The organism is Bacillus sp. JJ1566 (assembly GCF_036962685.1).
Lineage (GTDB): Bacteria > Bacillota > Bacilli > Bacillales > Bacillaceae_L > Ferdinandcohnia.
The window spans coordinates 1-2800 of sequence record NZ_JBALOP010000025.1 but is presented as its reverse complement, the minus strand read 5'-3'; the positions used below and the strand labels follow the sequence as shown (position 1 = coordinate 2800).

At 37.0% G+C, this 2800-nt stretch carries 4 protein-coding genes; all 4 read right to left on the bottom strand.

Annotated features, from left to right (window positions below; all coding sequences use genetic code 11):
• Positions 1-956 (bottom strand): hypothetical protein (locus V7112_RS10585; RefSeq protein ID WP_335418839.1); only part of this gene is annotated, 956 nt, incomplete at its 3' end.
• On the bottom strand, positions 928-1479 hold the full coding sequence (sigX, locus tag V7112_RS10580; protein WP_335418836.1) for an RNA polymerase sigma factor SigX: 552 nt from the start codon (positions 1477-1479) through the stop codon (positions 928-930). The genes V7112_RS10585 and sigX, both read right to left, overlap by 29 nt.
• A 112-nt stretch (positions 1480-1591) precedes the next feature.
• Positions 1592-2095, bottom strand: coding sequence for an ECF transporter S component (locus V7112_RS10575; protein ID WP_335418833.1), 504 nt, complete (start codon positions 2093-2095; stop codon positions 1592-1594).
• Positions 2095-2523 (bottom strand): DUF4430 domain-containing protein, encoded by a 429-nt coding sequence (locus V7112_RS10570; RefSeq protein ID WP_335418830.1) that lies wholly within the window; start codon positions 2521-2523, stop codon positions 2095-2097. Before V7112_RS10570 ends, V7112_RS10575 begins: the two co-directional genes overlap by 1 nt.
• Positions 2524-2800 lie beyond the last annotated feature (277 nt).

The following is a 2800-nucleotide window of genomic DNA, read 5'->3' as shown; positions in this document are numbered from 1 at the left end:
CCTTGTTCAAAATCAATTTTCATAATCTCTAGCGCTTCTTCTATCGTATCGAAATTATCATATGTCTGGGCTAAAATTTTAAAGTTTGATTCTTCATTCACATAATATAAATACGCTTTTTTTGTATCTTTTTCGACATCATAGTTCTCATCAATCATCCAATCACCGTCGGGAATCCCATGCTTTCCATCTTTATATAATTCAACATGCTGATAATTTTCAGTTAAGTAACGGAAAGAATTTAATACAATTTGGAAAGATGACATTTCAGCTGAAGCAAAATGTTGAGGATTCACATTTTCAGCAATGTCAGCCTGAATAATTTTCGATCCATCTTTTCTCGTAATTTCCGAAAAATCCTCAAAGTAGGACACCGGAATCTCATCTATCCCCAACCCGGCATTTTGTCGAATAAATTCATTTACTTGCGGAATATTTTTTTGCCATTGCTCGACTACATTCTCGCCGTCTGATTCCACTACAATCGATACAACGGAAGGAAACATAACCCCTCCCAAATACACCCCATATGTTAAGAGAACTTCATTTTCCCCCACGCTATGCACTGCGTAGCTTTGGCTTGATTGCTCCTCAGATGAAAAAATGCCAGCCTCTTCATCTTGATTTGGCTCTTCTGCTTTTTGTAAAGTGCTAGAAGGTTCATCTTTTGAAGCCTCTTTATTAATCGCAATACTTGTATTATCTCGCGCCATTTCGGCAGAGTCGGAGCTTGAACTGTTCATATTAGTAATGAAAGAAGGAGCCAAGATGAATAACAGAAGCGCAGCCGCCACAGATGCAATGGTTGGAACTATCCACACCTTTTTCTTTCGTTTATTCGTTTTAAGGGATATATTTTGATAAATCTCTTGTGGCTTACGGTTATCTTTGATTGTTGGCATTTGCGATAGCATTTGCTCTAGTTGTTCATCGTTCCACTCTGATTTTTTCATCATTTACACCCTCCTTTAAACCAGATTCTTCCATATATGTCTTTAAGACCTTAAGAGCTCTATGCTGAGTTGTTTTTACCTTGCTTTCTGTCCATTCTAATGCCATGGCAGTCTCGGCAATGGAAAGAGATTGGATATATCGTAATATTAGCACCATGCGTTGATCAGTCGTACAGCGGTCCAAGCAGCGATACATCATCTGGACTTGCTCATTTTGTAATGCTATTTCTTCTGGAAGTGGAGCAAAATCTCTTACTTCTTGGCGGCTCCAATCAAAGGAATCCATGACTCTTTGTTTCCAACCTTTCTGTTTTCGAAATGAATCAATTGCAACATGTCGTGCAATTGAAAATAGCCATGTTTTTTCACTGCTTTTCCCTTCGAATCTATCATATGATTTTAAAACCCTTATATAAACTTCCTGAACGAGATCCTCAGCCAGTTCACGATTTTTTACCATATAAAATAAAAAGGAAAAGACATCGTGATGATACTTTTCATATAGTTCCTCAAATAAGGAATCCATTTTGCAAATCCTCCCGTTCATATCATTAGTCGAATGTTTTTTAAAAAAAGTTACACTCCCAATATAGTATGTTTTCAATAAAAAAGGAAGAATATTTTGGTAATATTCTTCCTTACTTTGCGATTCTTACATTTTTTAGTAATAGTAGTCTTAAAATTGGGTATAGAATGAGGAAAAACACTCCATTTCCGATTGCATGACTCATGTCAAATGGCAGTCCAGCAATGTAATATGCGAGGAACTTGCCAGAAAATAAATAAAGTGGAATCGAGATCACGAGCCCATATAGAAAACCACAAAACACTGCATAGATGGCTAGTAATACAACTGGAATTCGGTCGCGATACTTTCTTAAAGTACCGCTTATTAAACCAATAACCCCCCATGCAATGATTTGTCCAATTGTCCATAAGCCCATTCCCATAACAAGATTGGATAATATCGAACTAAAAACGGCAACAACCACACCGTAGATTGGTCCTAAAAACAAGCTTGTTATAATGATAATTGCTGTCGTCGGCTGAACATTCGGAATGAATGTAAAAATAATGCGACCTACAACCGACAATGCGATTATCATCGATAAGAGCGTTAAGTTTTTAACAGATAAATTCATTATTCCCACTTATGTAGGTCAAATTCAATCTTGTCTTCAGGCTCCAATTTGTATTCATTTGCCCCTACCATTGCTTCCTCACCATTTACAGAATAAAACCAAGATGTTTTATCTGCTTCGCTGCCTGCAACTCCGTTAATGCTAGCAACAAAAGCCCCGTCAAATTGTGTTTCAATTTCAAAGTTTTCTTGCATTACGTCCATAACAGTAACTTCTTTTCCAGCTTCGATCTCGATTTCTTTTTCTTCGATGATTTCTTCTCCGTTGTTTTTAGAAATTACAACTGTTACGATTTCTGCTTTTTCTTCTTTATTAACAGTTCCTGATGCATTGCTGTTATTGTTGTTGGAATTATCATTTGTGGATTTATCGTTGCTACATCCAAATAATAATCCTAATGATAGTAATGCTACAATTAATTTTTTCATTTTTCTAGCTCCCCTTTGTGGAAAAAGTTTGTGTATGTATATATGTGCTTTAAACACCAAATACCAAAATCAATTACGCCTTGGCGTATTTGCGCCAGATTTTTTTAGGCCCACACGAGGCGGTTCACAAAGACGAAGACATCAGGATGTGGCGTTCTTAGTCTTTGAACCTGCGCCTCGAAAATTTTCTTTTTAAAAATCGTGGCATCCGCCTGAGGCTTTTATTTTCTTCAGCAGAAGCGGTTGACTGCTGAAGAAAAGTAACTATCCGCCCGTA